General features: G+C 67.1%; 27 protein-coding genes and 1 tRNA gene. 10 read left to right on the top strand and 18 right to left on the bottom strand.

Features of this window, described 5'->3' with window-relative positions; all coding sequences use genetic code 11:
* The first annotated feature begins 113 nt into the window (after positions 1-113).
* The 3 genes from H0W40_RS13740 (at position 114) to H0W40_RS13750 (ending at position 1,677) form a co-directional block, all read left to right on the top strand.
* Entirely contained in the window at positions 114-680 is a 567-nt protein-coding gene (locus tag H0W40_RS13740) for a DUF3299 domain-containing protein (protein WP_292447097.1), read from the top strand.
* Positions 681-896: 216 nt separating this feature from the next.
* Positions 897-1,178, top strand: coding sequence for a histidine kinase dimerization/phospho-acceptor domain-containing protein (locus H0W40_RS13745; RefSeq protein WP_292447099.1), 282 nt, complete (start codon positions 897-899; stop codon positions 1,176-1,178).
* Positions 1,179-1,263: 85 nt separating this feature from the next.
* Positions 1,264-1,677 (top strand): ATP-binding protein, encoded by a 414-nt coding sequence (locus tag H0W40_RS13750; protein WP_292447103.1) that lies wholly within the window; start codon positions 1,264-1,266, stop codon positions 1,675-1,677.
* Positions 1,678-1,721: 44 nt separating this feature from the next.
* On the opposite strand, the gene H0W40_RS13755 is transcribed toward H0W40_RS13750, so the two are convergent.
* Both H0W40_RS13755 and H0W40_RS13760 read right to left on the bottom strand, forming a co-directional pair.
* Positions 1,722-2,057: a hypothetical protein gene (locus H0W40_RS13755; RefSeq protein ID WP_292447105.1), complete on the bottom strand. Its 336-nt coding sequence runs from the start codon at positions 2,055-2,057 to the stop codon at positions 1,722-1,724.
* A 376-nt stretch (positions 2,058-2,433) separates the two neighbouring features.
* The gene (locus H0W40_RS13760) at positions 2,434-4,107 is read right to left on the bottom strand and encodes an ATP-binding protein (protein ID WP_292447107.1); all 1,674 of its coding nucleotides are present in this window, start codon (positions 4,105-4,107) and stop codon (positions 2,434-2,436) included.
* A gap of 31 nt (positions 4,108-4,138) precedes the next feature.
* On the opposite strand from H0W40_RS13760, the gene H0W40_RS20045 reads away from it, so the two are divergent.
* Positions 4,139-4,663, top strand: a complete 525-nt coding sequence (locus H0W40_RS20045; protein ID WP_367153820.1) for a response regulator — start codon at positions 4,139-4,141, stop codon at positions 4,661-4,663.
* Positions 4,664-4,678: 15 nt separating this feature from the next.
* On the opposite strand, the gene H0W40_RS13765 is transcribed toward H0W40_RS20045, so the two are convergent.
* The 10 genes from H0W40_RS13765 to iscR all read right to left on the bottom strand — a co-directional run bounded on the left by H0W40_RS13765 (position 4,679) and on the right by iscR (position 11,303).
* Positions 4,679-4,921 (bottom strand): hypothetical protein, encoded by a 243-nt coding sequence (locus H0W40_RS13765; RefSeq protein ID WP_292447109.1) that lies wholly within the window; start codon positions 4,919-4,921, stop codon positions 4,679-4,681.
* 94 nt (positions 4,922-5,015) lie between these two features.
* A tRNA-Val gene (locus H0W40_RS13770) sits at positions 5,016-5,090 on the bottom strand.
* Between the two features lie 37 nt (positions 5,091-5,127).
* Positions 5,128-5,832 carry a DNA polymerase III subunit epsilon gene (dnaQ, locus tag H0W40_RS13775; protein WP_292447111.1) on the bottom strand — a complete coding sequence of 235 codons (705 nt, stop codon included), beginning with the start codon at positions 5,830-5,832 and terminating at the stop codon, positions 5,128-5,130.
* A 45-nt stretch (positions 5,833-5,877) separates the two neighbouring features.
* A complete protein-coding gene (gene fdx, locus H0W40_RS13780) occupies positions 5,878-6,216 on the bottom strand; it encodes an ISC system 2Fe-2S type ferredoxin (protein ID WP_292447113.1) in 339 nt (112 codons plus the stop codon).
* Positions 6,217-6,233: 17 nt separating this feature from the next.
* Positions 6,234-8,090 carry a Fe-S protein assembly chaperone HscA gene (gene hscA / locus H0W40_RS13785; protein ID WP_292447115.1) on the bottom strand — a complete coding sequence of 619 codons (1,857 nt, stop codon included), beginning with the start codon at positions 8,088-8,090 and terminating at the stop codon, positions 6,234-6,236.
* A 4-nt stretch (positions 8,091-8,094) separates the two neighbouring features.
* On the bottom strand, positions 8,095-8,613 hold the full coding sequence (gene hscB, locus H0W40_RS13790) for a Fe-S protein assembly co-chaperone HscB (protein ID WP_292447117.1): 519 nt from the start codon (positions 8,611-8,613) through the stop codon (positions 8,095-8,097).
* Positions 8,614-8,686: 73 nt separating this feature from the next.
* The gene (gene iscA / locus H0W40_RS13795) at positions 8,687-9,010 is read right to left on the bottom strand and encodes an iron-sulfur cluster assembly protein IscA (RefSeq protein WP_292447119.1); all 324 of its coding nucleotides are present in this window, start codon (positions 9,008-9,010) and stop codon (positions 8,687-8,689) included.
* A gap of 10 nt (positions 9,011-9,020) precedes the next feature.
* Complete coding sequence (iscU, locus tag H0W40_RS13800) at positions 9,021-9,428, bottom strand: Fe-S cluster assembly scaffold IscU (protein WP_292447121.1); 408 nt, start codon at positions 9,426-9,428, stop codon at positions 9,021-9,023.
* 50 nt (positions 9,429-9,478) lie between these two features.
* Positions 9,479-10,699, bottom strand: a complete 1,221-nt coding sequence (locus H0W40_RS13805; RefSeq protein WP_292447125.1) for an IscS subfamily cysteine desulfurase — start codon at positions 10,697-10,699, stop codon at positions 9,479-9,481.
* Between the two features lie 70 nt (positions 10,700-10,769).
* A complete protein-coding gene (iscR, locus tag H0W40_RS13810; RefSeq protein ID WP_292447128.1) occupies positions 10,770-11,303 on the bottom strand; it encodes a Fe-S cluster assembly transcriptional regulator IscR in 534 nt (177 codons plus the stop codon).
* A 436-nt stretch (positions 11,304-11,739) separates the two neighbouring features.
* Here iscR and H0W40_RS13815 point away from each other — a divergent pair, with 436 nt between their 5' ends.
* Positions 11,740-12,603 (top strand): hypothetical protein, encoded by an 864-nt coding sequence (locus H0W40_RS13815; RefSeq protein ID WP_292447130.1) that lies wholly within the window; start codon positions 11,740-11,742, stop codon positions 12,601-12,603.
* Positions 12,604-12,631: 28 nt separating this feature from the next.
* Complete coding sequence (locus H0W40_RS13820) at positions 12,632-13,456, top strand: creatininase family protein (RefSeq protein ID WP_292447132.1); 825 nt, start codon at positions 12,632-12,634, stop codon at positions 13,454-13,456.
* Between the two features lie 94 nt (positions 13,457-13,550).
* Here the strand turns inward: H0W40_RS13820 and ribA are convergent, their stop codons facing one another.
* On the bottom strand, positions 13,551-14,702 hold the full coding sequence (ribA, locus tag H0W40_RS13825) for a GTP cyclohydrolase II (RefSeq protein WP_292447134.1): 1,152 nt from the start codon (positions 14,700-14,702) through the stop codon (positions 13,551-13,553).
* Between the two features lie 245 nt (positions 14,703-14,947).
* Here ribA and H0W40_RS13830 point away from each other — a divergent pair, with 245 nt between their 5' ends.
* The gene (locus tag H0W40_RS13830) at positions 14,948-15,916 is read left to right on the top strand and encodes a RibD family protein (RefSeq protein ID WP_292447136.1); all 969 of its coding nucleotides are present in this window, start codon (positions 14,948-14,950) and stop codon (positions 15,914-15,916) included.
* Here H0W40_RS13830 and H0W40_RS13835 read toward each other — a convergent pair.
* The 4 genes from H0W40_RS13835 to H0W40_RS13850 all read right to left on the bottom strand — a co-directional run bounded on the left by H0W40_RS13835 (position 15,900) and on the right by H0W40_RS13850 (position 19,477).
* On the bottom strand, positions 15,900-16,814 hold the full coding sequence (locus H0W40_RS13835; RefSeq protein ID WP_292447139.1) for a class I SAM-dependent methyltransferase: 915 nt from the start codon (positions 16,812-16,814) through the stop codon (positions 15,900-15,902). The genes H0W40_RS13830 and H0W40_RS13835 overlap by 17 nt on opposite strands.
* Before the next feature lie 75 nt (positions 16,815-16,889).
* Positions 16,890-17,978 (bottom strand): glycosyltransferase family 4 protein, encoded by a 1,089-nt coding sequence (locus H0W40_RS13840; protein ID WP_292447142.1) that lies wholly within the window; start codon positions 17,976-17,978, stop codon positions 16,890-16,892.
* 25 nt (positions 17,979-18,003) lie between these two features.
* Positions 18,004-18,414, bottom strand: coding sequence for a 6-carboxytetrahydropterin synthase (locus H0W40_RS13845; protein ID WP_292447145.1), 411 nt, complete (start codon positions 18,412-18,414; stop codon positions 18,004-18,006).
* Positions 18,415-18,460: 46 nt separating this feature from the next.
* The gene (locus H0W40_RS13850) at positions 18,461-19,477 is read right to left on the bottom strand and encodes a zinc-binding alcohol dehydrogenase (protein ID WP_292447147.1); all 1,017 of its coding nucleotides are present in this window, start codon (positions 19,475-19,477) and stop codon (positions 18,461-18,463) included.
* On the opposite strand from H0W40_RS13850, the gene H0W40_RS13855 reads away from it, so the two are divergent.
* From H0W40_RS13855 to H0W40_RS13865, 3 genes are read left to right on the top strand one after another with little or no spacing between them, the layout of a single operon-like run.
* On the top strand, positions 19,476-19,658 hold the full coding sequence (locus H0W40_RS13855) for a hypothetical protein (RefSeq protein WP_292447149.1): 183 nt from the start codon (positions 19,476-19,478) through the stop codon (positions 19,656-19,658). The two genes, H0W40_RS13850 and H0W40_RS13855, sit on opposite strands and share 2 nt — an antisense overlap.
* Positions 19,659-19,663: 5 nt before the next feature.
* On the top strand, positions 19,664-20,458 hold the full coding sequence (locus tag H0W40_RS13860) for a CDP-alcohol phosphatidyltransferase family protein (RefSeq protein WP_292447151.1): 795 nt from the start codon (positions 19,664-19,666) through the stop codon (positions 20,456-20,458).
* The gene (locus H0W40_RS13865) at positions 20,455-21,111 is read left to right on the top strand and encodes a YceI family protein (RefSeq protein ID WP_292447154.1); all 657 of its coding nucleotides are present in this window, start codon (positions 20,455-20,457) and stop codon (positions 21,109-21,111) included. The genes H0W40_RS13860 and H0W40_RS13865 overlap by 4 nt, the downstream gene beginning before the upstream one ends.
* Before the next feature lie 44 nt (positions 21,112-21,155).
* Here the strand turns inward: H0W40_RS13865 and H0W40_RS13870 are convergent.
* On the bottom strand, positions 21,156-21,866 hold a 711-nt coding region (locus H0W40_RS13870; protein ID WP_292447156.1), incomplete at its 5' end, for a PEP-CTERM sorting domain-containing protein.

Raw genomic sequence — 21,866 nt, forward strand, 5'->3', positions numbered from 1 at the left:
AGGTGCTGCTGGTCGCAAGCGTGCTCGTCGGCGGCTGGCTGGCCAGCCTGCTGCCCGGCATTCGCGCCTACCGCCTGTCGCTGATCGACGGGCTTTCTCCGAGGGTTTGAACGATGAAGATGCGCCTCCTGGTCGTGCCGTTTGTAGCCGGGCTCCTTGTCGCAACGCCGATGCGGGCCGCCGATACGGAGCCTCCTGCCGCTTCGTCCGCCGCATTCCACGAGATCGCGTGGGAAGAATTGGTGCCCGAAGGCTGGGACCCGCTAAAGGGCCTGCGTGGCATGGGCAATCTGGGCATGCTCGACGACAGCAACCCGCGGGTTCTCGAGGCGATGCGCGAGATGCGCAGGGTCTGGAACACTGCGCCCACCAACGACACGCTGGACGGTGCAGCGGTCAAGCTGCCGGGCTATGTGGTGCCGCTGGAGCAGGTGAAGGACGAGCTCAAGGAGTTCCTGCTCGTTCCTTACTTCGGCGCCTGCATCCATAACCCGCCGCCGCCGGCCAACCAGATCGTGCATGTCCTCCTGGACAAGCCGGTGAAGGGCTATCGTTCGATGGACACAGTGTGGGTGAGCGGCACCCTGAAGACTTTCAGGCAAGACTCGGCAATGGGTGCGAGCGGCTACCGGATGCAGGCGGCCGTAGTCGATCGCTATGAAGCGGCGACTCAGCGCTGAGAGGTTCTGGCCCGCTTCGCTCATCCTTGGACCTCCTGCGCGCATGACAGGCACTGGAGTTCGACCGGCGAGGATTTGTACTGTTCATCGTGGTGCAGGAGGAAGGACCGCTGTCATGCAGCACCATCGCGCCGGCTGCGCGTTCGAGTAGGCGCTAAACGACGCGCTTGTCCGAGCGAGCTGAACGGCCAGTTACGGCGCAGCAACGACGAGCTGGTGCGCTCCAACACCGAGCTCGACGCCTTCTGCGCGTCGGTGTCGCATGACCTGCGCACTCCGCTGGGGCATGTGACGGGCTTCATCGAGCTGTTGCAGCAGTCGACCGCCGGCAAACTTAGCGCTACAGAAGAGCGGTACATGCAGTTCATCCACCAGGGCGCGCTCCGCATGATGGAGTTGATCGGAGACTTCCTGCGCTTTGCGCGCCTGGACAGTCTTGCAATGCAGTGCGACCGAGTCGATATGGGAGCCTGCGTGAAGGAGGCGATCGGTCGCTAACGATCGGACCACAGGGGCAGCCGGTGGACTGGCGAGTCGGTCCGTCGCCGAATGCGCTGGGAGATGATCGGCTGCTGCGACAAGTGTGGATGAACTGATCTCGAATGCGCTGAAGTACTCGCGCCGGAATCCGCAACGGCGCATCACGATTGGGGGCGCCGTCAACGACGGTGAGCTGATCTACACGGTCGCCGACAACGGGGTGGGATTCGATGCCGCCAAGGCGGCCCAGCTATTCACGGCCTTTACGCGCTTGCACAGCGAGCCAGAGTTCGAGGGCATTGGCATAGGACTGGCTTCCGTGAAGCGCATCGTGCAGCGCCATAAAGGACGGGTGTGGGCCAATGGCGAGGTGGGCCGTGGGGCGACTTTCCATTTCGCGCTGCCCGGGGCGCACGCGGCCGCGGCGTGGGCCGCACTTGGCCGTACGTACCTCCACGTTCCTACCGCCAGCGTGGCTCACCTTCTAGAAGGCGGCTCGGGAACGTGCGCTGCATAAGACATCGCCATAGGGCCACCATGACGCACCGAAGCGATGGGAACTCAAGTGCGGACATGCAAATGCGCGGTCGCATCGAAAAAGCCGCCGAGCAGGTACTGGCCACACGCCGAATAGTCTCCTCCGCAGGTGCTTTCACGAGTGGGCGATTGAATCATGGTCGGCGTAAGCAGCCAACCAGTCAGAAGTTGATTCGGGTCGTCGGCGCCCAGCGTCGGATAGCTTCTCGCAACGGGCACAAGCATCCCATGCGAGGTGCTCTCCAATGGCAGGAACGCTGCTTGCCCCAAAGACCGCTGCAGCGCTTGGGCGACGCTGCCTGGCGAACGTCTGTGCCGGCCCAGCACCACTTTTTCGGGGAAGCTCAGGAATGCATGCATCCAACAGCCAAGAACGGTTCAAGGCAACTGAGGTCACCCAAGTCCTCCATGACCTTCTCCAAGATACGGCAGTGAGCGGAAGGCGAAGAAGAAGCGCCGACGCGCTGACTGCACCTGTGGTGTCTGAACTGGTGTCTCGGGAATGGATGGACTGGGACGACGAGCGCCTCGTGCTCACAGAGACCGGGCGCAAAGGACTTACCCTGCTCAAGCTTGAAGTTTCCGGCAGCTCAGCCGGGAGGAGAAGCACTCGGTCGGCCCAGGCGGCTGCGCAAGGCGCTGATTGAGAGGCCAGGGACAGCAGCAACTTGCCGCGGGGAGCATCCTTTGGGATTGTGTTAGACGGGGGCAGGCCAAGACTGCGCTGAAGCGGTAGCTAGAGTCTTTCGTCGTGCGTCTTTGGCAGATGAATCGTGAACTGACTGCCTTCGCCGACGCCTGCGCTGTAGGCCACCACCCTGCCGCCGTGCAACTCGACGAGCTGTCGCACCAGCGCCAACCCAATTCCCAAGCCGCCTTCGGCCCGATTCAGTGACTGCGCGCTTTGTGAAAACATGTCGAAGACCCTCGGGAGCATGGCAGCGTCGATGCCAATGCCGCTATCACGCACTGACATCGCTATCTCGTCCGGCGTTTCCGTCACAGCAACCGTAATGCTTCCCTCGTCCGGCGTGTACTTGGCTGCATTTGTCAGAAGGTTGGAAAGCACCTGCGTCAATCGCACGGGGTCGGCGAACAAGGGCAGCGGCTTCTCGGGCATCTCCACGCCGAACATGTGCCGGCGCGCATCCAGCAGCGGGCGAACCACTTCCATTGCTCCGGCCAGGATGTCCTGCACGCTGGTCCACCCGCGAACCAGAGTTATCTTGCCGCTGCGAATGCTGGCGATGTCCATCAGTTGATTGACAAGGGTCGCAAGCATGGCGCTCTGGCGCTCGATGATGGCCACCATCGGTTGCTGACTCTCCGGGACCGAGCGCCCAAGCAAGTGCGAGGCGACCCGGATGGGCCCCAAGGGATTCCTCAACTCGTGCGCCAGCGTCGCTAGGAACGCATCCTTGCGAACGTCCGCTTCTTCCAACGCCTTAAGTGCCCGCTCCCGGTCGGTCACGTCATGGCCTTGGACGAAGATTCCTAGCGTCGTGCCATCGTGGCCCTGAATGGGCTGATAAACGATGTCGCGGTAAAGGTCGACAGGAGGCTCACCGGGGACGCGTTGCAGTTGAATGGGAGCCGCTCGTCTCACGTAGGGTTGACCGGTCTGGAAGACCGTGTCCAACAGTTCTCGATACCCCTGACTCGTCAATTCGGGTAGCGCTTCCAAGGCCGGCTTGCCAATGATGTCGCGTTGGCCGACAAAGTCGTGATACGCCCGGTTCGCAATTTCGAAGCGGTGGCTGGGTCCTTTGAGGATTGCCATCAAGCCCGGCGCCTGGTCGAACAAGGCGGTCATCGTCTTGAGCGCGTTCTCCTGGTCATCCAGCAAGCGCTCCTTGCGCTCCCGCTCCACCTTGAGTGTGCGCATGGTCGTCGACGTTTGCACCATCACACCGGCCAGCGTGGACAGGCTCTGAAGCTGTCGCAGGTCCTCTGCGTCGAAAAGTTTGGTCTCCGAGAAACTTACGACCCACAGCGTCCCCACCGGGTTGCCGTCCTCAAAAAAAGGCGCGACGAGCACCTCGTGGACCGGTTTGCCCCACTGCTTGATGTACGGAAAGTAGCGAACCGGCTCGCGCATGAGGAGCGGGCTCCGTGCCTCGAGAACCGAGCCGCACGGACTGTCGTATCGGGGTATCGTTTCGCCTAGGAAATCGCTCAGCTCCCCGGTGGTTGCAGCCCAGCGGAAGACCGGTTCGTCCCCGACCTTGTCTTCGATGCTGAGGCCAGCAGCGTGAGCACCGGTCAGTCCCTGCGCCAAGTCAACCAGCCGTTGCCCGACGGTCTCAGGGGCGCTCGTAAGACCATCCGTGATGGTGGTCCACGCCCGGCTCTCGAGCGCGTAGTCGGCTCGTCGGGTGGGTCGACCCGAAAGCACCTGTGTCGCCAGCACGTCTCCCAGTCTGCACCCCCCTGAGGACAGCGTGACACCGCCTCGTCCCGCTTCGTACCCGTGCTCCACAGCAAACTCCTGGCAAGACAACCGAAGAAGGGTACCCGCTTCGTCTAGCGGCGGCACGCCGAATGCCCGAAAACAGAATGGACAGCTCAGAACCGCCCGAACGAAAGCGCCCGACCCGAGGGCGCATTCTCGTTGTGGACGACAACGTAGATGCCGCCGACACACTGGCCATGCTTCTGGAGTTCCTTGGCTACGAGCCTCGCACGGCGTACGACGGCAGGAGGCACTCCAAACGGCGGAAAGCTGGCAGCCGGACTTGGTGATTCTTGACATCAACATGCCGGTGTTGGACGGGTACGCTGCCGCCCGTAGATTCCGTGCGACTCAAAGGTCCCCGCGCGTTGTCTTGGTAGCCCTTACTGCAAGGTCGTCGTTGACGGACCTAGAAGCTGCGGAGGCGGCCGGTTTCGACATTCACCTAACCAAGCCGGTCGACGGAGGTCAGCTGGTTGGGGTGGTGGAACATGCGCTCCAGGAGCGGCATTAAGCTTGCGATCCCATGCTAGCGGGAGCGCGGATGGCGACCTTGTGCCAAGGTGTCCTTGCAACCGGCAGCAGTCCAGCGAGCGGCTGCCGTCCACGCCGAGGTATCGCCCAAGGCAGCGAGCCACTTGCGCAGTCGGGTATCCGACCCGTCCAAGGTGGCGCTGCTCGAGGCGCGAACCAACTCGCCGAGCGTCAACGCCTGGACTTCGTGCTTGTGTGCGGCCGCGATGGCGGCGGCCAAGTCGATCGTTCTGCGCACTTCGACTCTCCAAAAAGATCACTGCCGTGATCAGCTGAGAAAAACCGTCGCAAGCGTGCGCTTACTGAATCAAATCAACCACTTGGGGTGGTTTTGGTGGGCGGTGCAGGGTTCGAACCTGCGACCCCTGCCGTGTGAAGGCAGTGCTCTACCGCTGAGCTAACCGCCCGAAATCTTGAGCTCGCGCTGCTCACGCGAGGCGCGGATTATGCCATGGAGCGCCACAGTGTCCGACCGCCCGAGGCCTTGTCCAGCTCGGCAAGTACCGCATGGAACGCGGCCGTTTCGCTTTCGCTCGGCGCGATCACCGCAAGGGTGAACTGACTCAGGTCGATGCTCGCAATCGGGACACCGCCCGCCATGGTTTCGCGGGTTTCGATGACCAGCGAATCCTGGCCGCGCGTCATGCGGATATAAACCTCGGCCAGCAATCCGGCATCGAGCAGCGCGCCGTGCAGCGTGCGGCTGGCGTTGTCGACTTCCAGGCGTTTGCACAGGGCATCGAGCGAGTTCGACTTGCCCGGATAGATCTCGCGCGCCATGAACAGGCTGTCGGTCACGCGGGGGCAATGCTCGCTGAACTTGCCTCGGCTCGAACGGGTGAGTTCGGCATTGAGGAAGCCGACATCGAAGGCGGCGTTGTGGATCACGATCTCGGCGCCGGCCAGGTAGGCCATGAGATCGTCCGCCACCGCCGCAAACTTGGGCTTGTCAGCGAGAAACTCGTCGGTCAGGCCGTGGATCTTGATGGCGTCTTCGTGGCTCGATCGCTCGGGGTTGAGATAGAAGTGCCGGTTGTTGCCCGTCAAGCGCCGGCCCTGCATCTCCACACAGCCGATCTCGATGATGCGGTCGCCGCTTTCAGGGCTCAGGCCCGTGGTCTCGGTGTCGAGGAAGATCTGTCGCGTCATGGGGAGCATTGTGTTGCAGCCGAAACGGCACAGCCGCGCCGGCGCTCAGTGCTCTTCTTTGGCGTGGTTGATCGAGTACTTGGGAATCTCGACGACCAGATCCTGCTGCGCCACGATGGCCTGGCAGCTCAGGCGCGAGTTGGGCTCCAGGCCCCAGGCGCGGTCGAGCAGGTCTGCCTCGCTTTCATCCATTTCGTTCAGCGACGCGAAGCCTTCGCGCACGACCACATGGCAGGTGGTGCAGGCGCAGCTCATCTCGCAGGCGTGCTCGACTTCAATGTCGTGCTCGAGCAGCGCCTCGCAGATCGAGGTGCCGGCTTCGGCCTGCACGCTGGCGCCTTGGGGGCAGTACTCGGGGTGCGGCAGGATCTTGATGACGGGCATGGCGAACTCGGCTCTCTTCAGACTTCTTCCACGCGCCGGCCGGTGAGCGCCTGGCGAATGCCGCGGTTCATGCGTTCGGCGGCGAAGGCCTCGGTGCTGTCGGCCAGCGCCTTGACGGCCGACTCGATCGCTGCGGCGTCCTCGCCGCGGCTTTCCCGGTCGAGTGCTTCCAAGGCGGCTTCGACTTCGGCGCGCTCGTCCGCCTGCAGCAGATCGCCGTCGGCGGCGAGCGCGGAGCGCGTGGCCAGCAGCAGCCGCTGGGCATCGACACGGGCCTCGCGCAGGGCGCGCTCGTGCATGTCGGCCTCGGCGGTGCCGAAGCCCTCTTGCAGCATGCGCGCGATCTGGTCGTCGGCCAGTCCGTAGCTCGGCTTGACGATGACCGAAGCTTCGACGCCCGAGCCCTGCTCGCGTGCGCTCACGCTCAGCAGGCCGTCGGCATCGACCTGAAAACTCACTCGAATGCGCGCCGCGCCGGCCACCAGGGGCGGAATGCCGCGCAGTTCGAAACGTGCCAACGAGCGGCAGTGCTCGACCTGGTCGCGCTCGCCCTGCAGCACATGGATGGCCATCGCGGTCTGGCCGTCCTTGAACGTGGTGAAGTCCTGTGCGCGCGCGGTCGGAATGGTGCTGTTGCGCGGGATGATGCGCTCGACCAGGCCGCCCATCGTCTCCAGTCCCAGAGAGAGCGGCGTCACGTCGAGCAGCAGCAAGTCGCCGCCCGATGCGTTGCCGGCGAGCTGGTTGGCCTGGATCGCCGCGCCGAGAGCGACCACTTCGTCCGGGTTCAGGTCGGTGAGCGGCGCTCGATCGAAGAAGCCCGCCACCGCCGCCACGATCTGCGGCATGCGCGTGGCGCCGCCGACCAGCACGACGCCCTGCACCTCGTTCTTGTCCACACGCGCGTCACGCAGCACCTTGCGCACGGTGGCGACGGTTCGTTCGGTCAGCGGGCGGGTAATGGCATCGAATTGCGTGCGGGTGATCCCGACATCGAGCGCACCCGCGCTGAGCGTGGTTTTCAAACGCGCAGCATCGGCACTCGTGAGTTGCTCCTTCACGGCGCGTGCGGCCACGAGCACGGCGCGCTTGTCCTGGGCGGTCTCGACACCAAGCTCCGCCGCGTCGAGCGCCCAGTCGGCCAACGCGTGGTCGTAGTCGTCGCCGCCGAGGGCCGAATCGCCGCCCGTGGCGACCACTTCGAACACGCCTTTCGCCAGGCGCAGCAGCGAGATATCGAAGGTACCGCCGCCCAGGTCGTACACGGCGTACAGGCCTTCACTGCCATGCTCCAACCCGTAGGCGATCGCGGCGGCGGTAGGTTCGTTGATCAGGCGCAAAACATCCAGGCCGGCGAGTCGCGCAGCGTCTTTGGTCGCTTGGCGCTGCGCGTCGTCGAAATAGGCCGGCACGGTGATGACCGCGCCGAACAGCTCGCCGTCAAGGCTGTCTTCTGCGCGAAAGCGAAGGGTCGCCAGGACCTCGGCCGAAACCTCCACCGGGGTTTTGACGCCATCGCGGGTGGCCAAGCTCACCATGCCTGGCTGGTCGACGAACCGGTAGGGCAACTTGTCCCGCCCGGCGATATCAGCGAGCGCGCGTCCCATGAAACGCTTGACGGACACGATCGTGTTCTCGGCATCCTCGGCCTGCGCCGCAAGCGCCTCGAAGCCGATGGCGCGGCGGCCTTCCTGCAGATAGCGCACGACTGAGGGCAACAGCTTGCGGCCTTCACCATCGGCCAGGCATTCCGCAACGCCCGAGCGCACGGTGGCCACCAGCGAATGCGTCGTACCCAGGTCGATGCCCACCGCGATGCGCGCCTGATGGGGGTCGGGCGAGTGACCGGGTTCGGAAATCTGCAGCAAGGCCATGCGTTTATTGTCCCAGTGCCTCGAGACGGCGATCGAGGTCGTGCACAAAGCGCTCGACGAACATGAGGGCTCTGACCTGCTGTGCAGCGGCAGGCCAGTCTTTGCGCAGGTCGACCGTGGTTTCCAGTTCGACGAACAGTTGCCGGCGACGCGCCAGAACTTCCTCGTTCAAGGCGTCGACCGTCACGGCGTCATCGGCGTCGTCCAGTGCCTCTCGCCAGGCCATCTGCTGCATCAGGAACTCGGCGGGCATGGCGGTGTTGTCCTCGGCCTCCACGGCCTCGCCGTGAAGCTCGCACAGATAGGCAGCACGGCGCAAAGGATCCTTGAGCCGCTGGAAGGCCTCGTTCACGCGAACGGCCCACTGCATCGCCAGGCGTTGTGCAGCGCCTCCATGGGCGGCGAAGCGGTCGGGGTGCACTTCGCCTTGCAGCGCCTTCCAGCGTGCGTCGATCTGCGCGCGGTCCTGCGCCTGCCGGCGGGGCAAGCCGAACAGTTCGAAGTCGTCGGCGTCAAGCTTCATTGGCGTCATCGGAACTCGGGGAGCATCAACAAAAAGGCGCGGCCTCGCCGCGCCTCGGAGCACGCTCAGGGTCTCAGATGCGGAACGATTCACCGCAACCACAGCGGTCGCGCTCGTTCGGGTTGTTGAACCTGAAGCCCTCGTTCAAGCCTTCCCGCACGAAGTCGAGCTGCGTGCCTTCGATGTAGGGCAAGCTCTTCGGGTCGACCAGCACCTTGATGCCCTGGTCTTCGAAGATCACGTCCTCGGGCGCCACATCATCGGCGTACTCGAGCTTGTAGGCCAGGCCCGAGCAACCGGTCGTCTTGACGCCCAGGCGAACGCCGACGCCCTTGCCGCGCTTGCCGAGGTAACGCGTCACATGACGCGCCGCCGCTTCCGTGAGGGTCACCGCCATGTCGCGTTTCTCACTCCACCGCGGCAACGGAGGCCGTGGCGTGCCGGGTCTGGTAATCGCTGACCGCGGCCTTGATCGCGTCTTCCGCGAGGATCGAGCAGTGGATCTTCACCGGCGGCAACGCCAGTTCCTCGGCAATCTGCGAGTTCTTGATCGACATGGCCTGATCGAGTGTCTTGCCCTTGACCCATTCGGTGATGAGCGAGCTCGACGCAATGGCCGAACCGCAACCGTAGGTCTTGAACTTGGCGTCTTCGATCAGCCCGGTAGCCGGATTGACCTTGATCTGCAGCTTCATCACGTCACCACAGGCAGGTGCGCCGACCATGCCCGTGCCGACCGTCTCGTCGCCCTTTTCGAACGAGCCGACGTTGCGGGGGTTTTCGTAGTGCTCAACGACTTTTTGGCTGTAGGCCATGGTGTTCTCCTTGCGATAGAGGCTGCGGGATGCTGCGGGATGCCGCAGCGTCAGTGCGCCGCCCATTGAATGGTGCTGATGTCCACCCCGTCCTGGTACATCTCCCAAAGCGGCGAGAGCTCGCGCAGCTTGGCGACGTTGTGGCGGATGGTGCTGACCGCGAAATCGATTTCTTCTTCGGTGGTGAAGCGGCCGATCGTCATGCGCAGGCTCGAATGCGCCAGCTCGTCGCTGCGGCCGAGCGCACGCAGCACATAGCTCGGCTCCAGGCTGGCCGAGGTGCAGGCAGAGCCCGACGACACGGCGAGGCCCTTGATGCCCATGATCAGCGACTCGCCCTCGACGAAGTTGAAGCTCATGTTGATGTTGTGCGGAACGCGCCTGCCGGTATGGCCATTCAGGAAGGTTTGCTCGATGTCGGAAAGACCCGCCAGCAGCCGCTGCTGCAGGCCGCGAATGCGCTCGTTCTCCGCAGCCATCTCCTCCCGCGCGATGCGAAAGGCCAAGCCCATGCCGACGATCTGGTGCGTGGGCAGCGTGCCCGAGCGCATGCCGCGCTCGTGGCCGCCGCCGTGCATCTGTGCTTCCAGCCGCACGCGCGGCTTGCGCCGCACATAAAGCGCGCCGATGCCCTTGGGGCCATAGGTCTTGTGCGAGGCCAGGCTCATCAGGTCGACCGGCAACTTCGCCATGTCGATCGCGACCTTGCCGGTGGCCTGCGCCGCATCGACGTGAAAGACGATGCCGCGCTCGCGACACAACGCCCCGATGGCGGGAATGTCCTGCACCACGCCGATCTCGTTGTTGACGAACATGACCGACACCAGGATGGTGTCCGGCCGCATGGCCGCCTTGAGTTTGTCCAAGTCAAGAAGACCGTCTTCCTGGACCTCCAAATAAGTGACCTCGAACCCCTGACGCTCCAGCTCGCGCATGGTGTCCAGCACAGCCTTGTGCTCGGTCTTCACCGTGATCAGGTGCTTGCCGCGCGTCTTGTAGAAGTTGGCGGCGCCCTTGATCGCCAGATTGTTCGATTCGGTCGCGCCGGAAGTCCAGACGATCTCCCTCGGATCCGCGCCGATGAGTGCGGCCACCTCGCCACGCGCTGTCTCGACCGCCTCCTCGGCTTCCCATCCCCAGGCATGGCTGCGCGAGGCTGGATTGCCGAAGTGCTCACGCAGCCACGGGATCATGGCGTCGACGACGCGCGGGTCCACCGGCGTGGTGGCGCCGTAGTCCATGTAAATCGGGAAATGAGGGGTCATGTCCATGGCGGGCTCGTCCAAAGCGGGCGTGGCTGGCGAGGATGCGAAAGTCAGGTATGCAAGCCGACAGATCGACTTACTTGGAAAAAGCGTTGCCGAGCGCGAACACCGAATTCGGCGCGGTGATCTTGATCGGCTTGACCACCGGCTGCGACGATATGGCGCGCTTGACCGGCGCTTCTTCGATGGAGACGCCCCTTGCCAACTGGTCTTCGACCAGGCGCCGCAGCGAGATGGAGTCGAGGTACTCGATCATCTTGGTGTTCAGGCTCGCCCACAGATCGTGCGTCATGCAGCGGCCGGTGTCCTCGCCCATGCAGTTTTCCTTGCCGCCGCAGCCGGTGGCATCGATCGGCTCATCCACCGCGACAATGATGTCGGCGACGGTGATCTCGTCCGCCTTGCGACCCAGCGAGTAGCCGCCGCCCGGGCCACGGGTCGATTCGACCAGCTCATGGCGACGAAGCTTGCCGAACAACTGCTCCAGGTAGGAAAGCGAAATTTGCTGACGCGAACTGATCGCGGCCAGGGCAACCGGCCCGCTGTGCTCGCGCAGCGCCAGATCGATCATGGCAGTGACAGCGAAACGGCCTTTGGTGGTGAGACGCATGGTGAAACTCCTTGTGGCACGGGGCTTGCGAACCGGAAACCGGGGGCAGCGCCACACCTAAGTCGGGGCGGGCTTAGAACGGGAAAAGTTAATCCCGACTAATTAGCTCGATTATAGGTGAAGCTGACTGGTTTGGTCGGGATAGCGGGTCGAAGTTCCCTGCTGGCGTGTCGGTGCCCGACCCGGCGTCCTGGACAGCTCTCCTAGCGATTGGCGTGCCAGCGAGGCAGTCTTGTCGCCAATCCTTACAAGCGACCTGCCTTCAGCCGCTGATGACCCCGTGCGACCCGTAGTGCCGTATCGCAGAATGCTGCCGTGCTTTCTGCCTCGCATTTCTTGCAAGCGTCGGGCCCGTGGAAGCGGGTTCTTGCTCGACAGGCGCCGTTTCAATCGAATTGCCTGAGGCTTAGAGCGTGCGGCGAGTGAGCCGACTGCTATGAATCTGGACCATCCGCTGATTCAAAGTGTCGTCCTGCCGCTGCTGGTGGCGTTCGGTACGGCGGGCCTGTTGCACCGGCTGATCGGTGCGCGCCATGGCCCGCGTTGGGCCGCGGCGGCGCTTGGCTTGGCCGTACTGGCGTGTTCGCTGTTACTGCTGGGCTGGCGCTTGGCGCTGCCCGCAACCGCCGTGGAAAAACTCCCGTGGGTGTTCGCCGCGGCCTGGCTGACGGGTCTGCTACTCGATGCAACCCGGCCCGCGCGCTGGCTGCAGTGGGCGTTCGCCAGCCTGCTGTGGCTGGCGCTGTCTTGGTGGCTGGGTTCGAAGGACGTGATCAGCGGCGCCGCAAGCGCATTGATCGGCACAGCCGTGCTGGCTGCCCTGCACGACAGCGCCAGCGAGCGCGCCAGCGCAGCGTCGATGTCGCTGATCGCCAGCCTGGGTCTGGCGGCCGTGGCCATGATGTCCGGCTCGCTGCTGCTGTTCCAGTTGTCGGTGCTGCTGGCTGCCGCTCTCGGCGGCGTGGCGTTGTGGCTCTGGCCCAAGGCGCGCATCGCCTTCGGCCCGGCCGCGTGGGTGACCGCCGGCATCGGCTGGCTGGCGCTGGCGCACATGGCGGCCCTGCTGACGCCGGCGCCGCCGACGGCGCTGGCCGCGCTCGCGGCCGTGTTCATCGCCGGGCCGATCGTGCGCCGCTTGCCCTTGATGGGGCGGCGCGTCGTGGTCGAGCCGCTGGTCGTGGCAGTCGCCGCCGCGCTGCTCGCCGGCGTGGCGCTGGCCTGGACCGCGTCGATCGAAGCGCACGATACGCCCGACGCTGGCGACAACCCCTATTACACGTCGCAGGTCGAGCCGCGCTGAAGCGCCCCCTCTTGTTGCCCCAAACCTCATGACCCAAACCCGTGATTCGTCGGCGCCGACAGCCCTGCTGCCGAGCGGCTATTGGCACGAGCTCGCCACCACGGATTTCGCCCGCATCGATCCGCAACGCACGATTGCCGTGCTGCCGGTTTCGGCCACCGAACAGCACGGCCCGCACCTGCCTCTGTGCACCGACGCGGCCATCAACGAAGGCATCCTGCAGGCCGCGCTGGCCCGGTTGCCGAAGGAGGCCAGCGTTCTGGTGCTGCCTGCACTGACAATCGGCGACAGCCTGGAGCACACCGCCTTCCCAGGCACCCTCAGTGCCGACATGCAGGACCTGCTCGGCCTTTGGCTCGCGGTCGGGCGAAGTGTGGCGCGAGCAGGCGTGCGAAAGCTTGTCTTCTTCAATAGCCACGGCGGTCAGAAGGCCCATGTCGACCAGGCAGCGCTGCGTCTGCGGGTGGAGTGCGGGATGCTGACGGTGCGGGCTCACAGCTTCGGCCTGGGCATGCCGCCCGACTTGTTCGACGCCGACGAACTCGCGCACGGCATCCATGGCGGCGCTGTGGAAACCTCGCTGATGCTGTACCTGCGGCCCGAGCTGGTACGGCGCGAAGCAATGGCCGACTTCGACTCGATGGGCCGCCGGCTGGCCGAGCGCGCAGGGATGCTGGGCGCGGAAAAGCCGGTGGGTATCGGCTGGATGACCCAGGACCTGAACCCGGCCGGGGTGTGCGGCAACGCGACCGCGGCGAGTGCGGAAAAAGGGGCCGCGCTGGTCGAGCATGCGGCCGGGCGACTGGTGGCGCTGCTGGAGGAAGTGGCGGCGTTCGAATTGGCAAAGGCGTAACCCTGCCCTTTTGACGGCGACTCGTTTCGAGGCAAACCCTTGACCTCGAGCACTTTGCCGGCGTACCCGCGCGGACCCTTCGAGGCCTTCGCGCTCAGTCCTGCTCGTCCTCGGTTTGCAGATGCCCCGCCCGTTCGTGCTTGGTGCGGATGTAGCGCGAATTGTGCGGATTGATCGGCGCGATCAGCGGCAGACGATCGACCACGTCGATGCCGCCGCGGCGCATGGAAGCGATCTTCGCGGGGTTGTTGGTGAGCAGGCGGATGCGCGCGATGCCCAGGGCCTCCAGCATCGCCACCGCAGCCTGGAAATCGCGTTCGTCGGCGCTGAAGCCGAGGTGGCGGTCGGCGTCGATGGTGTCCAGCCCGCCGTCCTGCAGGCGATAGGCGCGCAACTTGTTGGCCAGGCCCGTGCCCCGGCCCTCCTGCGCCAGGTAGAGCAGCACGCCGCCGGCTTCCGCCAGGACGTCGATCGCGCGGCGCAGTTGATCGCCGCAGTCGCAGCGCAGGCTGCCGAGCAGGTCACCCGTCAGGCAGGACGAATGCAGGCGCACGGGCACCGGCTGGCTCAGGTCGGGCTGGCCGACGATGATGGCCACGTGCTCGGCATCGCCGTCGAGTTCGCGAAACAGCACCAGCGTGCAGTCCTCGTGCGCCGCGATCGGCACATGGGCATCGCTCACGCGCAGCAGTTGCGGCTGGCCGTCGCGGCGCATGTGGGCGACGTCGGTCGCGGCGATCGGCAGCACCTGCGCCGCTTCCAGCGCGGCCAGTCTCGCGGCCGGCAGTTCGGCGACCCACAGCGCCGGCGTCAGGCGGGCGCGCTTGGCCAGGCCCAATGCCGCTTCCATCGAGGGGCTGGCAATCTGCGGATCGGCCAGCTTGTCGGGGTCGGCCGGCCCGGCGCTCACGGCCGCCAGCGTTTGCAGCAGCTCGAGCGTGACCGGACCGGCCACGTGCAGCGAACGCGCCGTCGAGGCGTCGCGCCAGCCCAGCGCGTGCAGGCGCTCGGCACTCAGCAGCAGCCGCGGCTCGGCGCCGGCAAGGTTGAGCCAGCGCAATCGCGCCGCGCTCAGCGTCTCGATCGCAGCGGCCAGCAGCACAGGCGCCTGCGGGTCGGCCGTCATCACGACGATGGCACGGCCGTGGCGCAGCTCGGTGCGGGCCCGGTCGAAGCGGATCGCGACGAGGTCGTCGCTGCTGTCCTGGGGCAGCAGCGTCGGCGGGTGCAGAAGCGGGTTGTTCATCGTCAGCAGGTCCGGGTACGGCGGATGTCGGCCGCGCGGTTCAAGGTGTTATCCCGGGCGGCACAGGAGCGAGGATAACGGCGCGCCGGGCGCCGCAGCGGCAGCAGTCCGCAGAGACCCGTCGATCACGGACGCCGGGCTAGGATAGCCACAAGCGGTGCGGCCTTTGGGCCGGCCGTTTGTTCGCATGCCTGCCTGCAGGCGCCCGCCGGCTCGACCGGCTTGTGAACCCGCTTGCCGCCGCCTTGGACCTGAGTCGTATCCATCCGTCTGACGAAGCGGCAGTCTGGCCGCTGTGCCTGGCCATCGTGCAATGCCGACGCAGCGGCGGCTGGCCGACGGCGCCGGGCCGCTACGCACTGGTGACGGACCCGGCGCCCGCCGCGTCACGACCCGCCGCACTCCTCAGCAGCGCGGCGCCGGACGCGCCGCTGGCCTGGAGCGCGCAGGACGGCTGGTCGCTGTGCGGCGAACACGACGCCTGCACCTTGGAGTTCTTCGCGCTCTACAAGCCGCTGCTCGACCGACCGCCCGGATCGGCTCCCTGGGTAATCGCCCAGCTCGGTCAGAGCCTGGACGGATTCGTCGCCACGCACCGCGGCCATTCCTGCTTCGTCACCGGGCCGCAAAGCCTCGTGCATCTGCACCGGCTGCGCGCGCTGTGCGACGCGGTGATCGTCGGCGCCGGCACGGTCGCCGCAGACGACCCACGCCTGACGACGCGCCATGTCGAAGGCGCGCACCCGGTGCGCGTGGTGCTCGATCCGCACCAGGGCCTGGACGGCGCGGCGCGGGTGTTCAGCGACGGCGAGGCGCCGACCCTGCGGTTGTGCCGGGTCGATGCCACGGCCGGCGATGTTGCATCGCCCGGCAATGAAGAAGTGCTCGGCGTGCCGGGTCTGCTCGACGCGAACGGCGCGCTCGATGCCCGCGCGGTGGTCGCAGCGCTGCAGGCCCGCGGTCTTTCGCTGCTGTTTGTCGAAGGCGGCGGCATCACGGTGTCGCGCTTTCTGGCGCAGAGCTGCCTCGACCGGCTGCACCTGACCGTTGCGCCGGTGCTGATCGGCGCCGGGCGGCGCGGCCTGCAGGTCGCCGCCGCCGACACCATGGACGAGTGCCTGCGCCCTCACGCCCGGGCGCTGCGGCTCGGCGACGACGTGCTCTGGGACATCGACCTGCGCCATCCCGCGCCGCCGCTCACGGCACCGCGATGAGGTCGGTGTGGCCGACGCGCAGGCGGCTGCGCTCGAGCAGCGCGAGGCGGCGTTCCCGCCATGCGCAGATCGCGGCTTCGTTTTCGGTCGCCTGCTCCGAGGCGGCCGCCGCCATGCCTTCGATCATTGCCCGCTGCAGCGCGGCGGCCGCGGGGCGCGATGGCCCGGGCTGCGACGCATCGATGATCCAGTCGCTGGCCGGCTGAAAGACACGGTAACCGGCCGTGTTCAGCGACTGCACTGCCTGCTCAACCGCCTGCCCGCCGAGCGCGGGACCGAGGAAGCCCTTGTCGCGCCGCTGGTGGGCGGCAAACGCCGTGTGGACGAGTTCATCGTCGCCATCGGTCGGATCCCAGGCGGTGCGGCCATCGACGTTCAGCGCGAACAACAGTGCGCAGCGTGCGGCACCGGCCTGATCTATCAAGGCGCGAAGCCAGTCGGCCGACACGAGGTCGAGCAGTGCCGAGGCGGTGACCAGTTGCGTGTCGGCGAACGGCAGCGTGTGCAGATCGCGGGCGAGATCGAGGCGCAGGGTCTGCACGGCGGCAGCGAACGCGAGGCCGTTCTCTCCCCGGCCCTCGAGATGCAGCACGTCGCCGTGTTGTTCGAAGCGGTGACCACTGGCCGAGGCCCACCTAGCCAGCGCCGGCGCCACGGCGTTCAGCAGCAGGGGATCGTGGTCGATCAGCCGCCAGCGCTGCGCCCCGCCCAGCCGGGGCGCGAGTTCGCGCAGATTGGCCCCGGTGCCGCAGGCGAGATCGATCGCCGACAGCATGCCGTCATCTCCGCTGCGGCCGGCAATGCATGACGGCAAGTCGAGAGTCGTGGCCGCGGCCGCGCGGGCGGCACGGTCGAAGGGCTCGCGCAGCGTCAGCCAGTCGGAGGTGAATCCGTTCACGGGTCGTTCTTTCGGGTCATGCCAAGCTTTTGAATGCAGTGGGTCGTCTTGCGTAGCGGCGTCAGGCGTCAGGCGTCAGGCGTCAGGCGTCAGCGTCGAGAGCACCGCTGCGAAATGTTCGCAGGCGTCAGGCCAGGTCGGCAGGCGCTCGCGTGCGGCGCGCGCGCCTGCCGCCAGTTCGAGGCGCCGGGCCGGCCGGTCGAGCAAGCCCGCGAGCGCGCTGCGCAGCGCCGCCGCGTCGCCGGGCGGCACGAGCACCCCGGCATCGGGTGGCACCGTGTCGGCCATCGCGCCGGCCGTGGTGGCGAGGACCGGCAGACCGCGGGCCAAGGCTTCGGCCAGCACCATGCCGTAGCCTTCGTAGTGGGACGGCAGCACGAACAGATCGGCGCTGTCGTACAGCGCGGCCAGGCGCGCTGGATCGACCTCGCCGAGCAGTTGCACCCGTTCGCCCAGACCCGCGTCGGCGATCGCACCGCGCAGTGCCGCCGTGGTGGCCGGGTCGCGCGTCGTGCTGCCGGCGCAGACGAGCGTCCAGCGCCTGTCCTTCAGGCCGGCCAGCGCTTCGATCAGCACGGCGTGTCCCTTGCGCGGTGTGAGCGTGGCGACGCACAGCAGCGTCGTTGCCGCCTTGCCCGAGCCGCGTGCCAAGGGCGCCGGATCGGTGCCGGGCTCGACGACGTGCACCCTGGCGGCCGGCACATCGAACTGCGCCAGCGCGCGTGCCGTCGCGGCGCTCGTGGCGATGACGGCGTGCGCCGTGGCGAGCGATCGGCGTTCGCTCTCGAGCAGCGCGCGACGGCGGCTTTCCTCGATCCCGGTTTCGAACGCCAGCGGGTGATGAACCAGCGCAACCCAGCGCAAGCGCCGCGCGTGTCGCTCGGCCAGCGCCGGCATCGCGCCGAAGGCCAGCCCGTCGGCCATCACCAGCGCTCCGTCGGCGAGTGCCGCGAGAGCCGCCTCGGCCTGCAGCAGTGCGTCGTCCGTCGGCTGCGGAAAGCTTTCGTCCAGGAGGCACGGCTCGACGGTCCAACCCAGACCCTGCAGGCCTTCGGCGATACGGCGGTCGTAGGCGTAGCCGCCGGTGGCCGTGTGCCAGTCGCCGGGCAACACGAAGCTGCAGTGCCGCTGCAGCCTGCGGCCTGCGCCTGTTTCCTCGGTCATGCGGGCCTTCTTGCCGTGGGCAACTCTAGGCGGCGCCCGGCAGCGCGCCCTCGTAGGCGGCCCAGGCCACGTGCGATTCGTTCAGCACCACGCGCGCCGAAGCCAGGCCGCTGGCGTGCGGCCCGAGTTCGCCGGCGGCGATGCGCGCAGCAATGCGATCGAAGATCACCCTCGCCAGGAATTCCGTGGTCGTGTTGCGGCCGTCGAAGGCGGAGTCTTCGTCGAGGTTGCGGAAGTTCAGCTCGGCCAGCACGGTGCGCAGCACCTGCGTGGCCAGGCCGATGTCGACGACGATGCCGTCGGCGTCGAGTTCTTCGCGGCGCAGTTCGAGATCGACGACATAGGTCGCACCGTGCAGCCGTTGCGCGGGGCCGAACACCGCGCCGTTGAAGCTGTGGGCGATCATGAAATGGTCGCGGACGTTGACGAGGTACATGCTGCGTTTCTTTCTCGGGAACAGGGAAGGTCCGGGCGGCGCCGGATCAGTCGTAGTCGATGCGCTGACAGAGCGTGTCGGGCGCGCCCTCGGCCAAGCGGGCCAGCGCCTCGGGCAGTTCGGCAAAGGGCGCGCTGTCGGTGATGAGGGCGTCCAGCGCCGGTTCGGCGAGCAGCGACAAGGCGAGGCCGAGACGGCGGCGGTGCGTCCAGCGGCTGCGCTGCGCGCCGGCGATGTGGCCGACCTGCGAGCTCTTCAAGGTGAGCCGGCGGGCATGGAACGCCTCCCCGAGAGCGACCTCGACCGGGCGCCGGCCGTACCAGCTCAACTCGAGCACCGTTGCCTCGAAGGCAGCCAGCCGCAGCGCCGTCGCCAGGCCAGCCGCGCTGGCGCTCGCATGAATCACCAGATCGGCTTCGGCCGATGCGGCCTCGGGCAGAGCGAAGCCGACGCCAAGCGCGTCGGCGATAACGCGCCGCGCGCGGCGGGTGTCGATCACCTGCACTTCGCAGCCCGCCACGCGTGCGGCGAGCCAGGCCACCAGCAGGCCGACCACGCCGGCACCGACCACGGCGATGCGGTCGCCGATCCGCGGCGACGCGTCCCACAGCGCATTGATCGCTGTTTCCATGTTGGCGGCGAGCACCGCGCGTGCGGGCGTCACGTCGTCCGGCAGCAAATGCACCGCTTCGACCGGCACCGTGTAGCGCGTCTGATGCGGATACAGACAGAACACCCGCCGGCCAATCAGGTCGGGCGGCCCGGCCTCGACCACGCCGACGCTGTTGTAGCCATACTTCACCGGCCCGGGAAAGTCGCCGGCCTGGAACGGCGCGCGCATCCGGCCGTATTCGCTGGCCGGCACCTCGCCCCGCCAGACGAGCAGCTCGGTGCCGCGGCTGACGGCGCTGTGCAGCGTACGCACCTGCACCTCGTCGGGTCCCGGCGCAGGCAAGGGCTCGCGGCGGATCTCGGCGCCGCCGGGAGCGACGATCCAGCACGCCAGCGCTTCGGCGGGCGAAGACGGCGCGGGAGGCTGGGCAGGCGCGGCGGCGGGTGGCATGCTGGCAATCGAAGGCAAAGGCAAAGTCGATGATGACGGCGACGGGCAAGACGAACGAAGTGGCGTTGCGGTTGGCGTCGGTGCTAACGGCGGACGCCCGCAGCGGCAAGGCAGCGGCAGCCGGGTTGATGATGGCAGTGGCCATGCCGATACGGGAACAAGCGGGACGATCTTAAGGTGATGCACGTGCGGACCGCCTCCTCCTCCCCCACGCCGATCGGCCCCGTCAAGGCCGTGCCCTCCGATGGCCTCGCTTCGCTGCGCCGGCAATGGCTGCGTGAGGCGCTGATCGCGGCGGTGCTGCTCGGCCTGGCGACGGCCGGCGCGGGCGTGCTTGCCGGCCTGTCGCCGTGGTTCGCGCCCCAGGCCCTGGCGCTTTTCGGCATCGCGGCCTGGCTGGTGTGGCGCGGCCTGGACGATCATCCGCATCGCGCCTTCGGCGGTGCCAACCGTGTGACCGTGCTGCGGCTCGCGCTGACGCTGGGCCTTGCCGCCTGCCTGGGCGAGCCGGTGGTCGGCCGCCCTGAAGTGGCCTGGGTCTTCGTCGTCGCGGCCACGGTCGCCGCGGTGCTCGACGCAGCCGACGGCCCGCTGGCCCGCGCCAGCGGGCTGGCCAGCGACTTCGGCGCGCGCTTCGACATGGAAACCGATGCCTTCCTGCTGCTCGTGCTCGCCCTGCTGCTGGTGCAACTCGACAAGACAGGCGCCTGGGTGCTGCTGTGCGGGCTGCTGCGCTACGCCTTCGTCGCCGCAATGTCGGCCTGGGCGTGGCTGGCCCGGCCGCTGCCGCCGAGCCTGCGGCGCAAGACGGTGTGCGTGGTGCAGATCGTCGTGCTGATCGTCGGGCTGGGGCCCATCATCAGCCGCTCGTTCGCAAGCACCATCGCCGCCCTCGGCCTGGCGGCCTTGCTGTATTCCTTCGCTGCAGACGTGGCCTGGCTGGCGCGCGCGCGGCATCAACCCTGGAAGCCCTCGGCATGAACACCTCGATGCTCCCCTCTTCGATCGGCCCGCTGCTGCGGCGGCAGGCGACAAGGCTCGCCGGCGCGGCCCTGCTCGCCGTGGCGGCCTTCACCGCGGCCGCGCCGGCCCAGGCGCAATCGGCCCGCTACGAGCTCGACCCCGAGCACCTCTCGATCGGCTTTCTGGTCGAACACGTCGGCTACCAGAAGATCCTGGGCATGTTCCGGGCCGCCAAGGGCAGCTACACCTTCGACGAAGCAACGGCCCAGCTCTCCGACGTGCGCATCGAAGTCGACACCGCCAGCGTGTTCAGCAACCACAAGAAGCGCGACGACCACCTCAAGGGCCCGGACTTCCTCAACAGCTCGGAATTCCCGAACATGGTGTTCACTGCCACCGGCGCGAAGAAGACCGGCGAGCGCACGTTCGAAATCGCCGGGCAGCTCGAACTGCTCGGCCGCAAGCAGCCGCTGGTGCTGCAGGCCACGTGGAACAAGAGCGCCGAGTCGCCGATGGGCGGCGGCTTCCTCGGCGGCAAGCCCTACGTGATGGGCGTGTCGGCGCGCGGCAGCTTCAAGCGCAGCGCCTACGGCATGAACTACGCCGTGGCCAACGGCTGGGTCGGCGACGAGGTGGCGCTGATCATCGAGTTCGAGGCGATCCGCAAGTAGCGATCTGCCGTGGGTAGCGCGAGCCCGCCGGCCCGCGCCGCACGTCACGCACCGAGTGCGCTTGCGGATCGCCGCCTCATCCGCCAGCCGACGGCGGCAAGGCCGAACAGCGTCAGCGCCCATGTCGAGGGCTCGGGCACCGGCGTCGCAAAGCCCAGTTGCGCGCTCGCCACGCGCTGCAGCGCGAGCGCGTCTGCTGCGCTGATGCCGAGTTCGAATGCGGCAATCTCCCCGGCGCCGAGCGACGCGGGATCGATGCCCGTGATGCTGCCGAACAAGGTGAGCGCGCTGAGGTAAGAGCCCGCCGTGCTGGCGTGCGTGCCGTCGTCCCACCACAAGTCGATGAGGCCGTCGCTGCCGGCATCGGGGGCGTAGTGGTCACGCGTGGCGATGCCGCTCGCCACCGCGCTCATGAACGAGTCGCCCACCGGCGCCACGCCCGCGAATCCCGGGTTCGACGCCGCCAGATCGAAGTACGCATCGTGCAGATCGGCCGTCATGGCTTCGAGCGTTGGGTAGTACGACGTGGCCGGCGTGGTGGTGAAGCTCACCGCACCGGTGACCCGGTCGGTGACGGTGGTGAAGGGCGCATTGACGAGGTTCGGCCGCGCCCAGGTCTGGTAGAGGTACACGTCCGTGGCGGCGCTGGCGTTGGCGTTCGCCGGCACGTTGCGCAGCAGATTGCACGAGCCGGCCGAAGCGCCGGTGATCGCCTGGCAGGTCGCGCTGGTGCCGCCGATGATCTCTCGCTCGCG

Source organism: Methylibium sp. (assembly GCF_013817345.1).
Taxonomy (GTDB): Bacteria; Pseudomonadota; Gammaproteobacteria; order Burkholderiales; family Burkholderiaceae_C; genus Methylibium.